Source organism: Aeromicrobium ginsengisoli (assembly GCF_004134905.2).
Taxonomy (GTDB): Bacteria; Actinomycetota; Actinomycetes; order Propionibacteriales; family Nocardioidaceae; genus Aeromicrobium; species Aeromicrobium ginsengisoli.
The window spans coordinates 403110-422195 of the sequence record NZ_SDPQ02000003.1 but is presented as its reverse complement, the minus strand read 5'-3'; the positions used below and the strand labels follow the sequence as shown (position 1 = coordinate 422195).

Annotated in this window: 18 protein-coding genes and 1 riboswitch; of the genes, 6 read left to right on the top strand and 12 right to left on the bottom strand. The window is 69.9% G+C overall.

Annotated elements, in window-relative coordinates:
- Window positions 1–43 precede the first annotated feature (43 nt).
- Window positions 44–1090, top strand: a complete 1047-nt coding sequence (locus ESP70_RS15190) for a matrixin family metalloprotease (RefSeq protein ID WP_188110656.1) — start codon at window positions 44–46, stop codon at window positions 1088–1090.
- Here ESP70_RS15190 and ESP70_RS15185 read toward each other — a convergent pair.
- Window positions 1084–1608, bottom strand: coding sequence for an anthrone oxygenase family protein (locus ESP70_RS15185; protein ID WP_149690162.1), 525 nt, complete (start codon window positions 1606–1608; stop codon window positions 1084–1086). The genes ESP70_RS15190 and ESP70_RS15185 overlap by 7 nt on opposite strands.
- Window positions 1605–3044: an MFS transporter gene (locus ESP70_RS15180; protein ID WP_149690161.1), complete on the bottom strand. Its 1440-nt coding sequence runs from the start codon at window positions 3042–3044 to the stop codon at window positions 1605–1607. The genes ESP70_RS15185 and ESP70_RS15180 overlap by 4 nt, the downstream gene beginning before the upstream one ends.
- A gap of 102 nt (window positions 3045–3146) precedes the next feature.
- Between ESP70_RS15180 and ESP70_RS15175 the strand changes: the two genes are divergently transcribed.
- A complete protein-coding gene (locus tag ESP70_RS15175; protein ID WP_188110655.1) occupies window positions 3147–3755 on the top strand; it encodes a TetR/AcrR family transcriptional regulator in 609 nt (202 codons plus the stop codon).
- A gap of 9 nt (window positions 3756–3764) precedes the next feature.
- Here ESP70_RS15175 and ESP70_RS15170 read toward each other — a convergent pair whose 3' ends face one another.
- The 4 genes from ESP70_RS15170 to ESP70_RS15155 form a co-directional block, all read right to left on the bottom strand.
- A complete protein-coding gene (locus tag ESP70_RS15170) occupies window positions 3765–5252 on the bottom strand; it encodes a DUF6297 family protein (protein WP_149690159.1) in 1488 nt (495 codons plus the stop codon).
- The gene (locus tag ESP70_RS15165; RefSeq protein ID WP_149690158.1) at window positions 5249–5887 is read right to left on the bottom strand and encodes an ABC transporter ATP-binding protein; all 639 of its coding nucleotides are present in this window, start codon (window positions 5885–5887) and stop codon (window positions 5249–5251) included. The genes ESP70_RS15170 and ESP70_RS15165 overlap by 4 nt, the downstream gene beginning before the upstream one ends.
- A gap of 94 nt (window positions 5888–5981) precedes the next feature.
- Window positions 5982–6266, bottom strand: a complete 285-nt coding sequence (locus ESP70_RS15160; RefSeq protein ID WP_149690157.1) for a hypothetical protein — start codon at window positions 6264–6266, stop codon at window positions 5982–5984.
- An 80-nt stretch (window positions 6267–6346) separates the two neighbouring features.
- Window positions 6347–8431 carry a tetratricopeptide repeat protein gene (locus ESP70_RS15155; RefSeq protein WP_149690156.1) on the bottom strand — a complete coding sequence of 695 codons (2085 nt, stop codon included), beginning with the start codon at window positions 8429–8431 and terminating at the stop codon, window positions 6347–6349.
- A gap of 127 nt (window positions 8432–8558) precedes the next feature.
- Between ESP70_RS15155 and ESP70_RS15150 the strand changes: the two genes are divergently transcribed.
- Complete coding sequence (locus ESP70_RS15150; protein ID WP_149690155.1) at window positions 8559–8921, top strand: hypothetical protein; 363 nt, start codon at window positions 8559–8561, stop codon at window positions 8919–8921.
- Window positions 8922–8923: 2 nt separating this feature from the next.
- Here the strand turns inward: ESP70_RS15150 and ESP70_RS15145 are convergent, their stop codons facing one another.
- The 6 genes from ESP70_RS15145 to ESP70_RS15120 form a co-directional block, all read right to left on the bottom strand.
- Window positions 8924–9298, bottom strand: coding sequence for a YchJ family protein (locus ESP70_RS15145; protein WP_149690154.1), 375 nt, complete (start codon window positions 9296–9298; stop codon window positions 8924–8926).
- Window positions 9299–9302: 4 nt separating this feature from the next.
- Window positions 9303–12314, bottom strand: a complete 3012-nt coding sequence (locus tag ESP70_RS15140; protein ID WP_149690153.1) for a (Fe-S)-binding protein — start codon at window positions 12312–12314, stop codon at window positions 9303–9305.
- Between the two features lie 98 nt (window positions 12315–12412).
- A complete protein-coding gene (locus ESP70_RS15135; RefSeq protein WP_149690152.1) occupies window positions 12413–13600 on the bottom strand; it encodes an MFS transporter in 1188 nt (395 codons plus the stop codon).
- 117 nt (window positions 13601–13717) lie between these two features.
- Window positions 13718–14170: a GNAT family N-acetyltransferase gene (locus ESP70_RS15130; RefSeq protein WP_188110654.1), complete on the bottom strand. Its 453-nt coding sequence runs from the start codon at window positions 14168–14170 to the stop codon at window positions 13718–13720.
- A complete protein-coding gene (locus ESP70_RS15125) occupies window positions 14167–14712 on the bottom strand; it encodes an NUDIX hydrolase family protein (protein WP_056210825.1) in 546 nt (181 codons plus the stop codon). Before ESP70_RS15125 ends, ESP70_RS15130 begins: the two co-directional genes overlap by 4 nt.
- A gap of 34 nt (window positions 14713–14746) precedes the next feature.
- Window positions 14747–15415, bottom strand: a complete 669-nt coding sequence (locus tag ESP70_RS15120; protein WP_149690150.1) for a GOLPH3/VPS74 family protein — start codon at window positions 15413–15415, stop codon at window positions 14747–14749.
- Between the two features lie 150 nt (window positions 15416–15565).
- On the opposite strand from ESP70_RS15120, the gene ESP70_RS15115 reads away from it, so the two are divergent.
- From ESP70_RS15115 to ESP70_RS15105, 3 genes are all read left to right on the top strand, one after another.
- Window positions 15566–16939, top strand: a complete 1374-nt coding sequence (locus tag ESP70_RS15115; protein ID WP_149690149.1) for an NAD(P)/FAD-dependent oxidoreductase — start codon at window positions 15566–15568, stop codon at window positions 16937–16939.
- Between the two features lie 13 nt (window positions 16940–16952).
- Window positions 16953–17062, top strand: a riboswitch (TPP riboswitch).
- Entirely contained in the window at window positions 17052–17669 is a 618-nt protein-coding gene (locus ESP70_RS15110; RefSeq protein ID WP_149690148.1) for an ECF transporter S component, read from the top strand. Its footprint overlaps the riboswitch before it by 11 nt.
- Window positions 17670–19061, top strand: a complete 1392-nt coding sequence (locus tag ESP70_RS15105; RefSeq protein ID WP_149690147.1) for an ABC transporter ATP-binding protein — start codon at window positions 17670–17672, stop codon at window positions 19059–19061. It abuts the gene before it with no gap.
- The last annotated feature ends 25 nt before the right edge of the window (window positions 19062–19086 follow it).

Sequence of the window (19086 nt, the reverse complement as noted above, 5' to 3'; positions counted from 1 at the left end):
CAATCGCGAGCGCCACCCTGTCTCCGTGGTTCATCCTGTCGGGGTGAAGGGACGATCCGGTCGAGGCGCCGACGACGGTGACGAGCGTATGCAGCGCCGCCTGCGCGAGATCGCCGAGCGTGCGGAGCGGGAGGAGCGTGCACTTCCGCCGATGACTCCCCGGGCGCCCGACCCGACTCCGCCGACGTACGCTTCACAGCCGTCGCGCGCGTACGCTCCCTCAACGCCGCCACCGCCACCGTCCTATCCGGCGATGCCGTTCCCCGTGGTGACGACGAAGCGACGGATCCATCGCGGGTGGCTGTTCACCCTCCCGGTCCTGGTGATCTTCTTGTTCAGCCGGATCGTGTCGGGCATGGGCGGAATCGGCGGCGACGGGCCACAGGGTTGGACCTCCACGACCGATCGCGACACGAAGTTCTCGAATCTCGTTGCTCCGGTCGGCACCGCCTCGAGCCCCTTGGGGCGGCCGCCGACCAACGTGCCCGATGCCGACACCTACATCTTCATGCACAAGCAGCCCGGCACCGGGGAGCCCGTGACGTACGATCCGTGCGCCCCCATCCACTACGTCGTCAACGACCGGACAGCTTTCGCAGGTGTTCGCGACGAGCTCGACGCCGCGATCGACCAGGTGGAGAAGGCGACCGGTCTCGTCTTCGTCGACGACGGCGAGACTGACGAGGCGCCGATCGACGATCGGGGCCCGCGGAACGAGGAGCACTACGGCAAGTCGTGGAGCCCGGTGCTCGTGAGCTTCAGCGACGCCAAGGAGTACCCCGGGCTGGACGGCAGGATCGTGGGCCGCGGCGGGAGTGTCGTCATGAGCCGGGGTTCCCAGTTGTGGAACGTCTCCGGCCAGGCGGTGTTCGACGGGCCGGAGCTGCGCAGGATCTACCGGGGCCTCGACGGTCCGGCGCAGGTGCGGGCGATCCTCATGCACGAGCTGGGGCACGTCGTGGGTCTCGGCCACGTGAGCGACCGCCGCGAGATCATGAAGCCGGTCATCTCGCGCAAGATCACGACGTGGGGTCCCGGCGACCGAGCCGGCCTGGCCCGGCTCGGCCTCGGCAACTGCATGACCTACTGACTCAGCTCCCTCTGGCGCCCGTCGGCCAGTCTCGGTTCGAGCGCGGGCTGGCGGTGCACACGCGACGCGAGGAGCAGGCAGGCGTACGCCAGCAAGGTCGCGCCAGTGCGTACGGCGTGGGCGACCTGCCAGCGGTCGCGGTCGGTGGCCCAGTCGTTCGGCGGGCTGCCGATCGACCAGTCCCGCTGATCGGCGTTGATCGGCAGGTTGACCACGATCGTCGTGATGAACACGACGAGCAGCAGGACCAGTGCGACCGACATCAGCCCGAGGCCCGGACTGCCCCGTCGCAGGCCGAGACCGACCAGCACGATCGTGGCCACCGCGGTCGGCAGCAACGTCACGGTCGCCAGGGTGTCGAGGCGGTCGAGCTCGACGTGCCGCACCTGGGTGTAGGCCGAGGCGCCCAGGTCGCGCATCGACAGCTCGAGCACCATGACGGTCACCAGGAATCCCGCGAACACCCCGCCGAACGCCACCGCGACGATCCGCCCGACACCTTCGACCTTGTTCGTCATGCCGCAGCCTCCTGGAGCTCGTGGGTGTTGGTCGTCCGCAGGCCGATCACGGCGCCGGCGGCCAGGAAGATCGCGCCGACCAGCAGGCCGCGCTGGAACCCCTCGACCATCGCCTCGGGCGCCGCGGCGTGTGCCTCCAACAGGCTGTTGGTGCGCGACGTGGCGATCGCGGACAGCACCGCGAGCCCGAGTGCGCCGCCGACCTGCTGCGACGAGTTCAGCAGCGCCGCGGCGAGCCCTGCCTGGTGGCTCGGCACGCCGGCGTTGGCGGCGTTGATCACCGCGACGAACACGGCTCCGATGCCCAGCGACATGATGATCATGCCGGGCAGCAGGTCCGCGACGTACGAGCCGTCGACCGGGATGCGGGCGAACAGGCCGACTCCGACGGCGGTGACCAGGGCGCCACCGACGACCAGCGGCCGGGTGCCGACCTTGGTGATGAGCTGCGACGAGACGCCGGCGGAGATGCCGATCACGAAGCACACCGGCAGGTACGCCAGCCCGGTCTCGATCGAGGAGTAGCCGAGCACGCTCTGCATGTAGAGCGTCAGGAAGAAGAACATCGCCAGGAATCCTGCGAACGCGATCAGCTGCGTGGCATTCGCGGCAGCGAGGCCCCGGACCCGGAAGATCGACAGCGGCATCAGTGGGCTGCGGTGGCGCGTCTCGTTGACGATGAACGCCACGAGCAGCGCAGCGGCACCGATGAGGCTGCCGATCGTACGGACGGAGCCCCATCCCTCGTCAGGTGCTTCGACCAGGGCGAACACCAGAAGCAGCATCCCGCTCGTCGCGAGGAAGGCGCCGGGGAGGTCGAAGCCCGTACGCTTAGCGGCCGGCTCGTCGTTGTCGATCAGGCGCAGGATCGCGGGCAGCAGGACGGCGCAGATGACGGGGTTGATGAACATGACCCAGCGCCAGCCCGGGCCCTCGGTGAGGGCGCCACCGGCCAGCACGCCGACGGCGGAGGCGAGGCCGCCGACTCCGGCCCAGACGCCGAGCGCCTTGTGGCGGTCGGGACCGTCGGTGAACGTCGTCGTGAGGATCGAGAGCGTCGCCGGCAGCGTCATGGCGCCGCCGATGCCCTGCACGAGGCGGGAGCCGACGAGCACCTCGGAGCTGTCGGCAAAACCGCCGATCAGCGATGCGATCGCGAACACCACGATGCCGGCGACCAGAAGCCGCTTGCGGCCGAGCAGGTCGGCCGCGCGACCGCCCAGCAGCATGAAGCCGCCATACGTCAGCAGGTAGCCGCTCGGCACCCACTGCAGCTCCTGCACGGAGAAGCCGAGGTCGTCGCGGATGGCCGGCAGCGCGATGTTGACGATCGTCGCGTCGACGAAGTCGAGGAAGCCGACGGAGCACAGCAGGAAGAGGATGAGCTTGCCCCGCGGTGTGGCGAGGACTGAGGGTTCAGCGGTGACTGCAGACATGTTTACCCCTTTATTGAGTCGTTACTCAGATAAAGATGACACATCCTGAGTAAAAACTCAATAAAGATGGTCAAGGCTGACGCGGACGCTAGGGTGATGGGGATGACCGAGACCGGGAAGCGCCGCGGCCGACCGCCCTCCGGAGGGCGCGAGGAGATCCTGCGTGCCACCAAGGACCTGCTCCGCGAGAAGGGCATGGCCAAGGTGACGACGCGTGAGGTCGCCGCGCGCGCCAAGGTCTCCGAGGGCAGCGTGTTCTATCACTTCGAGGACCGGTTCGGCCTGCTCAAGGCCGTCTTCGAGCACACGCTCGAGCCGATGCACCTCGACGGGATCGACCCGGAGGATGACGACCTCCGGAGCACCGTGACGGCGATGTCCGAGGGCATCGAGGCGTTCCTCAACGGCAGCCTCGACGTCATGATGGCGGCGCAGTCCGATGCGGGTCTGCGCGACTCGCTGCACGCCTACATGCACGAGAGTGACTACGGACCTCATCGCGGCATCGCCTACATCGCGCTCTACCTCACGGCCAAGCAGCAGGCCGGCGTCGTACGCGCCGACGTCGATCCCAAGGTCGTTGCCGCGATGATCGTCAACGACGCCTTGCAGCGCGCCGCGGTGCCCAAGCTGATCGGCAGCCGCAAGGGCATCCAGCCGCGCCCCGCGTTCGTCGACACCCTGATGGCGATGCTGACGCCTCCGGCCTGACGCTCCGCTTCAGTCCCGGCCGACGACGATGCCCAGGACGCCGGCGGAGAGCAGCAGCGAGACGAGCGCGCCGGTGGACGTGGGGGAGATCAGGATCGGAGCGGTGGACAGGATCAGCACGTCGAAGCCGCGGAGCAGGCTGAAGGCGAGTCCGGGCGGGATGCCGCCGGCGGGCGACGACAGCAGGCCCTGGGAGTAGTTCGGCGGCGGCGCCAGGAGCCAACGCGCCATCGCAGCGAGCGCCGCCATCGCCATGGCCACGGCGATCGAGATGCTCGCGCCCCAGGTGGCGGACGTCCCGGCGTGCACGGGCGGGAGCGCGGCGAGCGACCAGAGCACGGTCGCTGCCGCCGGCACGACGAGGCAGGCGCCCCGGACCGTCGACGCCGGCATCGGGAAGCACCGCACGAGTCCGGGATTGCGGCTCGTCGTACGCAGGGCGGAGCACAGCGGCACGCCGGTGACGAACAGCGTCAGCGCGCCGGCGAGCACCACGAGGGTGCCGAGGTCGACGGCATCGACGAGATAGGGCACGACGACCGCCGATGCCAGGATCAGCAACGAGGGGACGGATCGCCGAAGCCGGATGACGTCGCGCCACACCAGCGCCCACGGGCCCTTCGGGCCGCTGCGCACGGGCCGGACCGTGGCGCGCACGAGCCACTTCTGGGCGACGAGGATGTCGTACATCATCGTCAGGTCGAGGCCGGCGAGGGCGCCGGACAGGTTGGCCAGGAGCGCGCCGCCCGGCACGAGCCGGTTGCGATGGATCCGCGACAGGGCGCGGGCCCCGGCGATCACCAGGGCCAGTGCGCCGATCCAGAGTGCGCCGGTGACCGCGGCTCCGGCTGCGGTCGTCCAGGGGGCCGACGTCGGTGCCGACGGCATGACGTCAGCGGCGATGAGCACCAGGGCCGCCCACGTGACGCCGCCCAGGACCCAGGTGAGGATGCGGGTCAGCCAGCCGTTGCGGGGCTGGGCCAGTGCGGCGAGCATCGCTGCCCCGAGCCCGCTCGCCATCGCGCCGGCCGCGACGAGTCCGATGGCCGGCGGACCGAAGCCGGCAAGCGTCGAGGCGATCGCGCCGACCCCGCCGGAGGCGAGCGCACCCACGACGGCGACGAGCGCCAACCGGGGGCGCAGCACGGCGGCGCGGTCGATCGGCGTCGAGAGCAGCCACGATCCCTCGGCGGGCGACACCTGGACCGGCCCCACGACGCGGCCGACGGCCAGCGTCACCGCGAGCATGGCCGCGATGCACACCCATGCCGAGGAGAAGCGGGCGTCCGAGCACTCCGCCGTCGTGCAGCTGTCGGTGATGCTGAGACGGGTCTGGTGGATCGCGCTGATCGCCATCGCCGACAGCATCGTGGTCGCGAAGAGCGCGATGTAGGCATCCGACAGGACCTCCATCAGTGTCGTGTCAGCACGTCCGCGTCGCCACTCCCGCGCCTGGCGGCGCAGCTCGAGGACCTCGCGCCGGGAGGCTCGCGTCACCGACCCTCCAGCGCCAGCACGTCGTCGGCGACGGCTTCGACCAGCGACGTGTCGTGGCTGACCAGCAGGATGCCGAGGCCCTGCCTCTTCTCGGCGTTGAGCCGGTCGGCGAGCCACGCGAGGCCGCCGGCGTCGAGGCGCTGCTCCGGCTCGTCGAGGATCAGCAGGCGCCGTGGGCGTACGAATGCGGTGGCGAGCGCGAGGCGGCGGCGTTGGCCCGACGACAAGGTCCCGGGCAGCTGACCGGCCTGGGCCAGCAGGCCGACATCGGTCAGCACGGCGTCGACGACGCTCTCGACGTCCTCGATGCTGTGGGCCCGCGCCAGCAGGTCGAGGTGCTCGACGACGCTGAGGTCGGGAAAGAAGCTCATGTCGTCCATCACGACGGCGAGGTCACGGCGTACGACCGCCGAGCGTTCGTCGAGCGCCGCGCCGTCGAGCTCGATCGTGCCGTCGGTCGGCTCGTCGGCGCCGGCGATGCACCGCAGCGCCGTCGACTTGCCGGAGCCGTTCGGGCCGGTGATCGCCAGGGCACGGCCCGCTTCGACCTCCAGGTCGAGACCGGTGATGACGTCGAGGTCGCCGAACCGGCGGTGCAGGCCGCGGACGCGCAGCAGCGGAGGCGTCTTGGACATGCCGCCACGCTATCCCCAGACCCGCAGCGCAGAGCTCCCCAGGACGTACGAAGAGCGCCGATCCCCTGCGTCGGCGCTCTTCGTGTGGTGCTGCTCAACGAACGTCGAACAGCTCCGCGTCCGCCGCGTGGTCGGCCGCCCCGAGGCTCGCGATCGACAGCACGGCGAGGACGATGATCGAGCCCATGACGCTGAGGGCGGTCCAGTCGGGCAGCACCCCGGCGAGCGGGCCCTGGTCGACGAGTCCGGCGGCGGCAGCAGCGGCGAGGGCGATGGCGGCGATCGCGACGAGCCGGGTGAAGACGGCCCAGGCGACGCGCCCGGCGGTGTGGACGGCGTGTCCGGTGACGGAGGTGAGCGGGTAGTGGATGGTGGCCATGATGATCTCCTGGTGTCGGGGTGATGTGGACACCATTCGGGACGGCCCTTGAGACAACGTTGCGAAAGGTTTGAGACGCCCTACGCGGCCATGTCCTCCCAGCTCATCGACGGCACACCGATCTCCCGCATCCGCAGCACGTACGCGTGATGGTGCCGCCGCGCCTCCCCGTGCCGGCCCGCTGTCGAGAGCACCCGCATCAGCGCGGCGTAGATCGACTCGTCGAACGGGTCGTACGTCAGCAGGCGGGCGAGCCACGGCACGGCGCGCTCCGGCTCGGGGCCGTCCTGGAGGGCGAAGGCCAGCACCCGGATGACCTCGTTGCCCAGGGTCTCGACCTCGTCGCGCATCTCGGCGGGCCAGTCCTCCGCGAGGTCCTCCTCGAGGAACTCCCCGGTGTGCATCGCGGCTGCGGCTTCGAGCATGCCGATCGCGTCGGCATCACCCGTGCGAGCGGCGGAGAGCGACTCCTGCGCCGCGACGACGAAGTCCGCGACATCGACCGACACGTTGGCCATGTCGAGGCGGACGCTGACCCGGTCCGTGTGCACGAAGTGCTCCGTCCCGTACGCCTTGTCGGGATCCAGCACGCGTCGCAGCTGGGACAGCGCGACGGAGAGCTTGCTGCCGGGATCGGCGTCGTCGGGCCACAGCAGGTCGGCCAGCGCCTCGCGCCGGATGCCGCGAGAGCCGCGGCCGGCGAGCACCTTGAGGATGTCGCGGGCCTTGCGCGACGGCCACTCCGAGCTCGTGACGGGACGACCGTGCAGCGACAGCACGAACGTACCCAGCACGTGGACGTGCACGGGATGATCGCCGGTGCGCGGGCTGATCGCGTGGAGCGGCCCCGCGATGCCGTACGCATCCTCCTGCACGCCGAGCGACCGCAGCCCCGAGCGGGCCAGCTGCTCCGTGAACGGGCTGCCGAACAGGTGCGCCTGCACGATGCGGTTGACCTGCAGGCGGATGGGGTTGCCGATCTCGGACCAGATCGTCGCCGCCTCGCGCAGCTGCGCCTCCCGGTTGTCGCTCGTCGACAGGGCCGACAGCTCGAGCGCCTCGGCGAGCCACGCACGAGCGTGCCGCTGGGAGGCCTCGGCGAGCGCCTCCTTGGCGTACGCCGCAGCAGCCTCCGCATCGCCGGCGGCCAGCACGACCCAGCCGACCGTGAGGTTGCCGGGCAACAGCCCGACCGCTGACGGCAGCGAGAGCAGGCGCCGCGCGGTCTGCTCGGCGCCGGCCGGATCGGTCGCAACCTGGATCAACGCCGACCCGGTGAGCGCCGGCACGAGCGTCTGGGTGTCATCGGACTCCTCGGCGACGGTCACGGCCTCCCGGTACGCCATGGCGGCCTGTGCTGCGTTGCCGCGCGCCCGCTGGATGTCGGCGAGGAGCTGCCAGGCGGCTCCCACCATCGGCGACTCGAGCCCGGCCCAGATCGCCCGCGCCGCCTCGACCTCGACGAGCGCCTCGTCGATGCGCCCGAGGTTGAGCATGACGTCCGCGACGTTGTGGCGGATGAGGGCGATCGACGACAGGTGCCCGACACCGTTGGCCAGCCGCAGGGCGTGCTCGAACTGCTCGAGCGACTCCGCGTACCGTGCCTGGTCGAACAGCACAGAGCCGAGGTTGTTGCGGATGCGCGACTCCATCAGGTCGTCGCGCGCCGCCAGGGCGTGGTCGAGGGCGCGTTGGTGGGCGTGCAGGTTCTCCCGCGGCTCGCCGTGGATCGACGCGAGCATGGCCCGGCTCTCCCACGCCCACGTCAGAGCCGAGTCGTCCCCGCAGCGCTCGGCCGCCTCGAACGCCTCCAGGCCCAGCGCCTCGCTCCGTTCCGCGTCGCCGGAGCCCCACGCACTCGACGCCCACGCGGCGCAGAACTGCGCGCGTTCCGCGTCGTCCAGCTCGTCGCGGTCGGCGTTCTCGAAGAAGTGCTCGGCCCGCTCGGTGTGGCCCAGGTGATACAGCGTGTAGCCGGCGCGCCATGCGATCGCGGCGGGGTAGCGGTCGCCGGTCCGTACGACGGTCGCGACAGACTCCCAGTCGTCCAGCGTGCTCGTCGCAATCGCATGCGGGCCCAGCTCGATGACCGCGAGGACGAGCGGATCACGGTCCCGGTGCAGGTCGAGGAGATCGCGCACGGTCGGCCGCTGCACGTCCGGCATGGGCACCTCCTGCGCTGCCCTCCCGAAATCAGGGTAGGGCGCTCCGACGGTGTCTTGCCGTGAATCAGCCTGTCTTCTCAACGAATTTCGCTAGCCTGCACGCAAGAGGGACGAAGAAAGGTGCGTCATGAGCTCGTCGCCGTTCTCCCGCTTCCTCCAAGGCCTGGCCACGTCCCCCATCATCGGGAACCTGTTCTCCGCCCGTCGCCTGTCCGTCTCGGCCCCGGATGTCGTGGTTCCTGACTCCGAGGTGCCGGTCACCGTCACCGGGGTGCCGTCCGGCGCGCAGTGCGTTGTCGCGATCGGCACCGTGGCGACCAAGACCGTGACAGCGCCGGCCTCGGGCCCGATCGACGTGAGTCTCACGCTGGCGGCACTGGTCGCGCCTGGCGAGTACACCGTCACGGCCACGTTGCCGGCGTCGAACCGTACCGCCAGCTGCGACCTCACGGTCGTCCGCAACCAGCAGACGTACACGAAGCAGAAATAGCGTCAGCCGACTCCGTCGACGTACAGCCAGCGGCCGTCCTCGCGGGCGAATCTGCTGACCTCGTGCTGGCTGCCGTTGCCGCCGGGCGAGCGGTGGTACGCCCGGAACTCCACGATGCCCTCGGTGTCGAACGGGCCGCCGCGCTCGGTGCGGAGGACGTCGAGCCGGTACCACCGCCGGTCCTCGTCGAGTGTCAGCTCAGCGGGTCGGGTGCTGGGGTGCCACGTCGCAGACAGGTAGCCGGCGTCACCCACCGCGAACGCGCTGTAGCGCGAACGCATGAGCTGTTCGGCGGTCTGCGCGACAGACGTGCCGGCGTGCAGCGGGCCGCAGCACCCCTCGTACGTCAGCCCGCTCAGGCAGGGGCAACGGATCATGGTGCTACGACTTGGGCTGCTCGTCCTCGTCGTCTGCCGTGTCGCCCGCTCCGGCCGCCTTGCTGAGGTCGGCGCCGCTGGGGTTGGCGTCGCTCAGGGGAGCGGCGTCCTCGGACACCGGATCGGCGGTGGACTCGACGTCCTCGACCGCGATGATGCCGGCCTCCTCCTCGCGGGCGTCCTCCTCGACCGGCTCGGTCTCGTCGGGCGCACCCGTGACCGTCTCGGCCGGCATCTCGTCGGGGTCCTTCGTCGCCGGCAGCTCCGGCTCGTCGTCGGACTCCTCGGGGACGAGCTCGGTCTCCGGGTCGGTCGTGTCGCCGGGATCCTTGTCGCCGGATGCCTTTGCGGACGCCGAGCTGCTCTCCTCGGACGTTGAGCCTGTCGAAGCGTCGTCGCTCGGGGTCAGGTCGGCGTTGACCGGGCCGACGTTGGCCCAGGCCGCCTGCTCCTTCTCGCTGGCGTCGCGGTCGTCCGCCGGCTCGTCAGGCGTTGCGGTGGCTTCGACAGGCTCAGCCGGCGTTTCGTCGGTGGTTGCGGTGGCTTCGACGGGCTCAGCCGGCGTTTCGTCGGTGGCCGATTGATCGGACGTTGCGGTGGCTTCGACAGGCTCAGCCGGCGTTTCCTCGGTGGCCGAGTCGTCGGGCGTTGCGTCAGCAGCCGGCGCGTTGTCATCGGAGCGAGCCTCGGGTGCGTCGCCCGTACGCGATCCGGCGTCGTCGACGTCGATGTTGCTCGCGGCCGCAGCGGCCTTGTCGATGTCGGTGACCTCGTCAGGTCCACCCGAGCCGGAGGACGCACCGGCGACGGATGACGTCGCGGCCTCGGCCTCGGCGACGACCGCAGCGGTCTCCTCGGCGGACGGCGCACGCTTGACGCCGGCGAGCAGCATCTGCGCGACGTCGAGCACCTCGACCTCCTCGCGGGCGGCGCCCTCGGACTGCTTGAGGGTCAAGCCGTCCGACAGCATGACGCGGCAGAACGGGCAGCCGACGGCGATCTGGTCGGCGCCGGTCGCGATCGCCTCTTCGGTGCGGTTGACGTTGATGCGCGAGCCGAGGGTCTCCTCCATCCACATGCGGGCACCGCCGGCGCCGCAGCAGAACGACTTCTCGGAGTTGCGGGGCATCTCGGTGAACTCGGCACCGGGGATGACGCTGAGCAGCTCACGCGGCGGCTCGTAGACCTGGTTGTGGCGGCCCAGGAAGCACGGGTCGTGATAGGTGATCTTCTTGGTCTCGGTCTCCGCTGTCGGTGCGACCGGGGTCAGCTTGCCCTCGCGGACGAGCCGGTTGAGCAGCTGCGTGTGGTGCACGACCTCGAGCTCGACGCCGAACTCGGCGTACTCGTTCTTGAGCGTGTTGAAGCAGTGGGCGCAGGTGGAGACGACCTTCTTGACCTTGGTCTCCTTGAACACCTCGGCGTTCTGCATCGCGAGCTGCTGGAAGACGATCTCGTTGCCGGCGCGGCGAGCCGGGTCGCCGGTGCAGGTCTCGCCATCGCCCAGCACCGCGAACGTCACGCCCGCCATGTCGAGCAGCTCGGCGACGGCCTGCGTCGTCTTCTTGGCCCGGTCCTCGAACGCGCCGGCGCAGCCGACCCAGAACAGCCACTCGACCTCGTCGAGGTCCTCGACGTCGACGCCGACCTGCTTGACCTCGAAGTCGAGCTTCTTGGCCCAGTCCATGCGCCCCTTGGGGTCCATGCCCCACGGGTTGCCCTTGCGCTCCAGGCCCTTGAAGATGTTGTTGAGCTCGGCCGGGAAGTTGGACTCGACGAGCACCTGGAAGCGGCGCATGTCGTCGATGTGGTCGACGTGCTCGATGTCGACGGGGCACTGCTGCACGCAGGCGCCGCAGTTGGTGCAGGACCAGAGCACGTCGGGGTCGATCACGCCGTACGCCTCGGCGTTGCCGATCAGCGGGCGCTCCAGCTCGGTCTTCTGCTCGTCGGTCAGCGTGTCCTCGTCCTGGCCGAGGATCGGCAGCTTGGCGTACGCGTGGTCGCGCAGCCCCATCATCAGGAGCTTGGGCGACAGCGGCTTCTCGGTGTTCCAGGCGGGGCACTGGCTCTGGCAGCGGCCGCACTCGGTGCACGTCGTGAAGTCGAGGATGCCCTTCCACGTGAAGTCCTCGACCTTGCCGACGCCGAGCTTGGCGAAGTCCTCCTCCTCGAGGTCGTCCATGTCCTCGAGGTCGAGCGCCTTGCCCTTGATGTAGATCGGCTCGAGGCCGCCCAGAGCGGTGGAGCCGTCGGACTCGCGCTTGAACCAGATGTTGAACCACGCGGTGAAGCGGTGCCAGGCGACGCCCATCGTGATGTTGCGGGCGATCGTGATGAGCCACGTCATCGACACGACGATCTTGATCATCGCGATCGTGTAGACGAGCGTCTCCATCGTGTCGACCGAGAGGCCGTCCCACAGGTCGCCGAGGAAGAACGTCATCGGGTAGTGGAACGTCAGGTCGTCGGCGCCATGCGCCTTCTCCATGGCGTACTCGAGCGTGCGGAGCGTGAAGCCGCACAGCACGACGAGGAAGATGATGGTCTCGACGAAATAGGCCTGCCAGAACGTCGAGCCGAAGAATCGTGACTTGCGGCCGAGGCTGCGCGGGTGGTTCTTCTGGCGTACGGCGATGAGGTAGACGATGCCGATCAGGGTCAGCCACGACAGGAGCTCGGCCGGCCATTCCCAGATGACCCAGTGCCCGATGATCGGCAGCGCCTGGTGCGCGTCGAAGATCTGGAAGTAGGCCCCGAGCACCATCGAGCTCAGGAAGATGAAGCCGGCGAACACGAACCAGTGCATGACGCCGATCCACGTCCACTGGAGCATGCGGGTGTGGCCCAGCGTCTCCTTGAACATGTTGGCCCAGCGCGCGCCCTTGTTGTCCGTGCGGCCGATGGCGGGCTGACCCTTGCGGATCACGGCGACCATGTCCTTGACGGCCTTCACTGCCAGAGCCACCGCGACCGCGGTGATGGCAAGTGACACGACTATGGCGACGACACGCATGGGAGCCCCTTCGAACCGTGACAGTACGGCTGACATTAACCCGTCGGTAACCATGATGCTCAGTTAGGCCAACCAAAGCGAGGTCCGTGCGGCATACGTCACAGAGGCTGTCGGGTGTGCTCCCCGCGCACCGGGACCAGCGGAATTGCCAGCAACGGGAACACCGAGACCAGCGCGAACGCGAAGCCGTACCCGCGACCCGAGACCAGCGCGCCGACGACGGGCGGGACGAGAGCGGAGGCGATGTACTGCCCGGTGTTCTGCACGCCCATGGCGCGTCCCGACCAGTACGGCCCGCCGATCTCGGCGACCGCCGTGAAGGCCAGGCCGTTGTCCGCGACGGTCACGGCTGTCGCGATGACGATGAGGGCGATCGCCAGCGGCGTGCCGGACAGCAGGCCCAGCGAGAGCATCGTGGCGGCCGCCGCGATCGCGACGGTGCGCATGGGACCGAGACGGCTGCCGACGCGGTCGGACCACCAGCCGGCGCCGATCCGGCCGGCCGCGCCGAGCAGCTGCGTCGACGCGACCAAGGCGCTGGCGGCGAACGTCGACCAGCCCTTGTCGTCGATGAGCCACACCAGCATGTAGGTCCACACCGTGAACTGCGGGACGACCAGCAGCGCCGAGGCGAGGTGGATCCGCCAGAGCCGGGAGTCGCGTGTGTACGGGTTGTCGAGGTGCCCGAGGTCGGCTGCCTCGCTGCGGGTGGGCCGCGGCGGGTCGACGATCAGCACGGCGGACAGGACCGTGGCGACGGCGCAGATCGCGGTGATGAGCAGCAGGGTCGCGAACAGGTCGTGCGCCTTGACGACGTTGGGGACCAGCAGGGCGGCGAGCCCGACGCCGAGGGGCAGCCCGGTCTGGCGGATGCCCATCGCGGTGCCGCGGCGATGCGCCGGGAACCAGCCGACGACGACGCGGCCGCTCGCGGAGTTGGTGCTGCCCGCACCGATGCCGCCGACCGCGAACCACAGGCCGAGGCCGAGCAGCGAGTCGCTCTGGCTCGCGCCGAGCGCCCCGATCGTGACGATCGCCAGGCCGGCGGTCATCGATGCCCGCTCGCCGATGCGGTCGACGATGACGCCCCAGAGGACGAGGGTGAACATCGTCCCGGTGAGCGGTGCAGCGGCGATCGTGCCGGCCTCGACGAGGCTCAGGCCGCGCTCCAGGTGCAGGTAGGGGATCAGGAACGGCGCGCCGTTGACGAAGATCGTGCCGGCGATCTGGCCCACCATCGAGACGCCGAGCATGAGCCAGCGGTTGGGTACGCGCTGTTCGGCCATGTCCACATCCTGATACGAATCGTCTCAGTATGCAGACTACCGTATCCGGTCCTTGAGCTTGTCGAAAAGACCTTTCGACAAGCTCAAGGTGCGGTGGCAGGGCTCACGATGCGTGGGTCAGAGGTACTTCTTCATGCCGATGTGGCTGCCGAGGAAGCCGAGCCGCTCGTAGAACGCATGTGCCCGTACGCGTTTGCGGTTGGTCGTCAGCTGCATCCGCGCGGCTCCGCGGCGGCGCGCCTCGTCCTCGATGTACGCCATGAGGGTCGCGCCGATGCCGTGACCGCGGCGGGACGCCGAGGTGCGTACGGCCTCGACCTGGCAGTAGAGCCCGCTGTCGGCGGCGAGCATCCGCATCCAGGTGATCTGCGCGGTGCACACGACGGCTCCGTCGAGCTCGCCGACGAGCAGGTCCTGGTGCTGATCGGCGATGATCTCCTCGATCGCCGCGCGCTGGTTGGCGGTGACCTCGGCCGGCTCGTCGTAGTAGTGCATCGAGTCCTCGGCCGTCAGCGCGAGGATCGCCTCGAGGTCATCCGGCGTGGCCGGCCGGATCCTCAGGTCGGTCACTGTGGCAGGGCGCCGACCGACGCCAGGGCTTCCTTGAGCAGCGCGCCGCGGCCGCCCTCCATGTCGGCGAGCACCTCGGGGTTCGCCGCCTCCTCGGGCGTCAGCCAGGTCAGCTCGAGGGCGTCCTGGCGCGGGTTGCACTCACCGCTGACCGGCACGACGTACGCGAGCGACACCGCGTGCTGCCTCGGGTCGTAGAGCGTCGAGACGCCGGGCAGCGGGAAGTACTCGGCGACCGAGAACGGCACGGTCGACGCCGGCAGCTGCGGGAACGCCGTCGGGCCGAGGTCCTTGGCGAGGTTGCGCAGCAGCGCCTCGCGTACGGACTCGCCGTGCATGACCCGGCCGGACACGAGCGTGCGGGTCATGACGCCGGTCGTCGACGAGCCCCGCAGCAGGATGCCGATCGACTCGACCTGGCCGAGTGCGTTGATGCGGACCGGGACGGCCTCGACGTAGAGGATCGGGACGCGAGCCCGGGTCTCGTCCAGGGCGAAGTCCGGGAGCCAGCCCGGATTGGGATCAGGTGTGCGCACGGACATGCGCACATTGTGTCGTACGCGTCGAAGTCGCGGGTCAGCTCGACCCGGCTGCGCCGGCCGTGGCGGCGACCATGATGCCCGCAGTGACGGCCGATTGCGCCGCCTGGATCGCCTTGCGCACGCCCTCGCTGGCCCAGTCGCCCTCGGCGATGACCTTGGCGCGTTGCTTGGCCAGCTTGCGCTCGGACTTGTCCACCAGCAGCTTCGTCAGGTCGGCCGCCGACAGCAGACCGATCAGCGGCCCGGTCTCGGCATCGGCAGGCTGATCGTGGAGCAGGCTCGCGCGGACGCGGTTGATGAGGTCGTTGCGCCGCGCGCTGTCGACCACGTCGTGGCGGCTGAGCGGGAAGATCCCGAGCGCCTTCGCCGGCCGCTGCTGCATCTGCCGCTTGGCGACCAAGGCGGCGTAGACGTGCTTGCGGCCCTGCTTGCCGAGCCGGGTGACCGCATTCTGTGGCGTCTGACGACCGCGGTTGCGGATGCGGGAGAAGGCCTGGGCGAGGACCGGATCGTCGACCGGTGCGTGGCTGGCCACGACGACCCGCGCCCTGCGCCCTTGGCCGTCGAGTGTGAGCCGGCCGGCGGCGACCAGGTCGAGCAGGTGGGCGCCGCCGATCACGGGGTCGGCCTTCATCGAGTCGAGCTGAGCCTTGCCGCTCACGGGGTCCGTCACGATCAGCAGCAGGTCCTCCGCAGTGGTCATGCCATCACCTCCGTGGAAGAGCAAAGATACGCAGGCGATGGCATGAGTGCCCCATGATTCCCGCCCCTACTCGTAGGACTCGTGGGGGGACCCCCAGCTGGCGCTCGGTCATGCAGCCACGCTAGCCACGGATGGTGTCAGCATGGAAGCGTGATCAACGGCGGCGTCTCGTTCTGGTGGCAGCAGGTCGGCATCCCGGAGCCGCGCCCTGGCCTCGACGGTGACCTCGACTGTGACGTCTGCATCGTGGGCGCCGGACTCACCGGACTCTGGACGGCGTACTACCTGTCGGCGCTCGACCCTGACCTCGACATCGTCGTGCTGGAGGCCGAGTTCGCGGGGTTCGGTGCGTCCGGGCGCAACGGCGGCTGGCTGTCGGCCGAGCTCTCGGGCAGCAAGGAGCGGTATGCCGCCACGCACGGCCGCGAGGGCGTGCAGGCGCTGGTCTCGTCGATGGAGTCGGCGGTCGACGAGGTCATCGAGGTCTGCCGCTCCGAGGAGATCGTCGCCGACATCGTGAAGCGCGGCGTCCTGTACGTCGCCCGGTCGGCAGCGCAGCTGAAGCGCATGCACGAGGGCCTCCTGAGCGATCGCGCCTGGGGCATCGGTGAGGGTCACCAGCGCGAGCTGACCGCGGCCGAGGTGGGCGACCGGCTGCGGGTCGAGGGCGCGCTCGGTGCGACGTTCAGCCCGCACTGCGCGCGCGTGCAGCCCGCCAAGCTCGTGGCCGGGGTCGCAGCAGCGGTCGAGCGTCGAGGCGTACGCATCCTCGAGCAGACCCGTGCGACCAGCATCGAGCCGGGAGTCGTGACGACCGAACGGGGTCGCGTACGCGCCGGGCGAATCCTGCGTTGCCTCGAGGGCTACACCGCGGGCATCCGTGGGCAGAGGCGTACGTGGCTGCCGATGAACTCCGCGATGATCGTGACCGAGCCGCTGAGCGATGCGGTGTGGGACGAGATCGGCTGGCGCGGCGCCGAGCTGCTCGGGGACCACGCGAATGCGTACTGCTACGCCCAGCAGACCGCCGACGGCCGCATCGCGCTGGGCGGCCGCGGCATCCCCTATCGGTTCGGCTCGGCGACAGATGTCGACGGACGTACGCAGGACTGGACCGTCGAGTCGCTGACCGGCATCCTGCACGGGATGTTCCCGGCCGTGCGCGAGGCCCGCATCGATCATGCGTGGTGCGGCGTCCTGGGGGTGCCCCGCGACTGGTGCGCGAGCGTCACGTTCGATGCCTCGACGGGGCTCGGCTGGGCGGGTGGCTACGTCGGCAGCGGGCTCACGACGACCAACCTCGCGGGCCAGACGCTCGCCGACCTCGTGCTGGGTCGCGACTCGGACCTCGTGCGCCTGCCGTGGGTCAACCGCGACGTGCGCCGTTGGGAGCCCGAGCCGTTGCGCTGGCTGGGCGTGCGCGCGATGTACGGGCTCTACCGCGAGGCGGACCGCCGTGAGAGCAACGGCCTGGCCCGCCCGAGCCGCCTGGCAAGGATCGGCGACAAGCTCACGGGGAGATAGCGGTACAGTCGACTCACCAAGACAGGGGAGCGCCACGCAGAGGGCGCTGAGAGTGCGGATCAGCCGCAGACCCTTGAACCTGCACCGGTTAGTACCGGCGAAGGGAGTCACGATGAGTTCTGCAACCACGTCCAAGACCGGGTTCAACGTGCATTACCGCACGATCGACCTGGTCACCATCACCACGCTCGCAGTCGCGTTCGGCGTCATCTTCTGGGGCTGGGGGAAGCTCTACGAGCCGCTCAGCGGTCTCGCGGTGTTCTCCTATCCCCCGAGCTCGGGCCTGCTCGCCGGCCCCTGGCTCATCGCCGGGGTCGTCGGCGGTCTGATCGTCCGCAAGCCCGGGGCGGCGTTCGCCACGGAGTTCCTCGCCGCCGCCGTCTCGACGTTCATCGTCGGCGGTACGCAGTGGGGCTTCAGCGTCTTCGCCTCCGGCTTCTGGCAGGGGCTCGGCGCCGAGGTCATCTTCCTGTTGATCTTCTACGGGCGCTTCGGCGTCGTCATCGCGGCGGCGGCCGGCGCGCTCGCCGCGACGTTCGAGTCGGTCTACGAGTGGAACTCGTACTGGACCGACTGGGACATGGGCTACAAGCTCGCCTACCTCGGCTTCTTCGCCGTGTCTGGTGCGGTCATCGCCGGTGTCGGTGGCTTCTACCTCGTGAAGGCTCTGGCCAAGGCGGGTGTCCTCGACGCCTTCCCGGCGGGCCGCGAACAGGTCGCCGAGGTCTAGATGAGTCTCGGTGGGGCCCGGTTCACGGGCTTCACGTGGCGCCCTCTCGGCCGACGCAACCCTGTCGTCGCCGGGCTCGATCTCGTGATTGAGCCCGGCGAGCGGGTGCTGCTGGTCGGGCCGAGCGGTGCCGGCAAGTCGACTCTGTTGTACGGCCTGGCGGGCGCCCTCGGCACGACGATCGCGGGTGAGCTGAGCGGCACGGCCGAGGTCGAGGGGCGGCTTGGGCTGCTCCTGCAGAACCCTGCCGACGCGATCGTCGCCGAGCGCATGGGTCGCGACGTGGCCTTCGGACCCGAGAACGCCGGTATGTCCCGTGCCGAGATCTGGTCGCGGGTCGACGAGGCCTTGGCGTCGGTGGGTCTGACGTATGGGCGCGACCACTTCAGTGCTGCCCTGTCCGGCGGCGAGCAGCAACGCCTTGCCCTGGCCGGTGTGCTGGCGATGCGGCCCGACGTGCTGCTGCTGGACGAGCCGACCTCGATGCTGGACTCCGACACGTCGGCCAGCGTGCGCGACGCGATCCTGTCGGCCGCCGAGGGCCGGACATTGCTGATCGTCGAGCACCGCATCGAGCCGTGGCTCGACCACGTCGACCGGGTCGTCGTGCTGTCGGCCGACGGCTCGATCGTGAGCGACGGCACGGTGCAGGCGTTCCTCGACGGGCCACCTCCGGCCGGCGTCTGGATGCCGGGCATGGCGACGCCGACACCGCTGGACCTACCGGCCGACCTCGTCGCCCCCGACGTCGACGCGCTGTCGATTGCGGCCACCGACGTGTCGGTCGAGCTCGTCACCCGTACGCTCCGCGGCATGCAGCGCACCCAGGCACTCACGGGCCTGACCGCCGCGATCACCCCCGGACGTACGACGGCATTCACCGGGCCGAGCGGCGCCGGGAAGTCGACCGCACTGGCTGTGCTCGGCGGTCTGCTCAAGCCGAACGGTGGCACCGTCACCCCCGAGCTGCGCCGGTGGCGCTCGCCGCGTCTCGCCGGAGCGGTCGGCTGGGTGCCGCAGAATCCTGAGCACGGCTTCCTGACCTCGACGGTCGGCGACGAGGTGCGCCACAGTGCGCGCAAGCTCGGCCGCGAGGTCGACGTGGATCGGGTGCTCGAGGTGTTCGGACTGGGCCGCTTCGCGACCTCCAACCCCTACCGGCTCTCAGGCGGCGAGCAGCGTCGGCTGGCCCTCGCGTCAGCGTTGGCGCACCGGCCCGGTGTCGTGCTGCTCGACGAGCCGACGGTCGGCCAGGACCCCTCGACGTGGGCGGCGGTCGTCGGCTGGATCACCGCGGCGCGCTCCACCGACGCGACTGTCGCGCTGTCGACGCACGACGCCGACCTGCCAATCGACGCCGAGCATCGGATGCGCGACGGAGTGGTGGCATGAGCGAGCGCCAGCGAGTGAATCATGA